Annotated in this window: 1 protein-coding gene; it reads right to left on the bottom strand. The window is 70.1% G+C overall.

The features are described 5' to 3' along the window. Positions 1-38 precede the first annotated feature (38 nt). Complete coding sequence (locus AC5LSR_RS08440; RefSeq protein ID WP_250285995.1) at positions 39-1,259, bottom strand: Rieske 2Fe-2S domain-containing protein; 1,221 nt, start codon at positions 1,257-1,259, stop codon at positions 39-41. Positions 1,260-1,977: the final 718 nt, after the last annotated feature.

The raw sequence follows: 1,977 nt of genomic DNA on the forward strand, positions 1-1,977 counted from the left end.
CGGCGAGGACGGGCGGGCCGCGGGCCGGGCCGAGGGGGTCAGGGGCGGGAGCCTGCCTTCACGCGACGGGCGTAGCGGATACCGGCGGGCCGGTCGCGCGCCGGTATCCCCCGGGCCTGTTCGGCCAGCGCGGACAGCGCCCGTCGCAACGCGGCCCCGACGGTGTCCGCGTTCGCCTGGGCGCTGCCGGGTGCGCCGTTCGTGAGCGCGTCAGCGTCCGTGTGGGTGCTTCCGGTGCTTCCGGTGATGTCGTGGCTGGTAGCTGGCAGGGGCAGGCCGTCCAGCGGGTGCCTTTCCCGCGCGGTGAGGTGCAGATCAATGATCATTTGTTCGACGCGCGCGGCCTCGGCCAGCCGGTCGGGGCTCCCGGCGCAGTCGTTGCGGAACAGGCGGGCGTAGACACGGGTGGACGTGGCGTCCTCGGGCTGGAGGCAGAAGAAGATCGTGCTGGTGGTCCCGGTGTCGGGGCAGCGCAGGACCAGGCGGAGCTGGAACGGCGGCCGGTAGAGACAGGTCGACAGCTGCCGGCGGCCGCTCCAGGGCCGCGAACCACCCTCCGTCGTTACCGAATTTGCTGGACTGGTGACTGTCTGCTCCATTCGCAGGCGAAAACCATTGCCATCGGTAGTGATGTCACGACGAAAGGTGATTGTCTGTTCCCCTGTGCCGCCCGCGCCCGCGCGGATCGGGCCGCCGCGGACCGGGTCGGCGCAGACCACGCTCGGGTGGACGAACGGCAGGCTCGCCGCCTCGAGGAGATCATCGGCGAGTACGCCCGCGCACGCTCTGCTCCGGTTGACATCCAGCCAGCGGGAGGCGAAGACGGAGTCGTCCGCCTCGGGCAGATCGATGATGTCCGCGAACGGTTCCTCGGGAGCGATCCAGACCAGTCCGTGACGTTCGGTGGCGCCCCACGCCGAGGCGGCCCGGGTGCGTCCCGGCCGGGAGCCGGGCGGGCCGGGCGAGCCGGGCGTCGGGCCGGACGCGGGCTCCGGGCCGGGCATGGCCGTGCACGCGCCGGACGCGACGAAACGCCAGCCATGGTAGGCGCAGGCCCGCCGGGGGCCGTCGACACGGCCGGCCGCCGACGGCGTCAGCAGGTACGGACAGTGGTCGGCAAGGGCCATCACCCGGTTGTCGAGACGGGCGATCACCCATGGTTCGCCGAGGAGCCGTACGGATACCGGCTCGTCACCGATGTCCGACGACCGTGCGACCGGATGCCAGCCGTGCCGCAGCGAGAGATCCGTGTTCGTCATGCGTGAGCGGACGTCGACCACCTCCGGGAGAAGGGGCTGCCGGGGCAGGGGCTGCCGGCCGTGGGGGCGGATCGCGGGCCAGCCGCTGGCTGGCCTGGGCGGGCCCGGGTCCGCGATCCGGTGACGGGTGTGGTAAAGCGTTCTTCGAATGTGCTGATTGAAGTGAGCCGTTGTTTCGGTTTCGCGTCCCGGGTGTGACGCAAGGTGATGGTGATCGATATCTCACTGTGTTCCGTCACCGTGTTCCGGGGCTCCCCGGCCGTGGCTTCGGGCTCAGGGGCCCGGCGCGCCGGAAATCATGTGATCGCGATACCCCCGTGTTCGGGGAATCTGTGGGTGTCGTCGTGAGAACGCTCCCTTTTCCCGAGAAAACCGGACGTCTTCGTACTGGACGGCTACGGTTCCCGCCGCGGGCGCATCGCGTTCAATGCGGATGAATGCGGTCACGATCCGGCACTGTCGGCTTTCGCCGGATGACTCCCGCCGATGGCCGGGCAGGAGGACCCGGCGCGTCGCCGACAGTGAACATGCGTGTAACCTCGCAGGACTATCGTCGGCTGTCATGTGGGGCCATGCGCGACCGACTGTCTTCCCTGCTGGCATACCCACCAGTGGGTTTCCGTGTCGCGCCGGCGTTCCCACCGCGTCTTCCATGATTGCGACTTCCATGATTGCCACCACGGGCGACACCGTCGATGGCCGGACCGCCCGGCCGGCC

This window comes from Protofrankia sp. CiP1_Cm_nod4 (genome assembly GCF_982290645.1).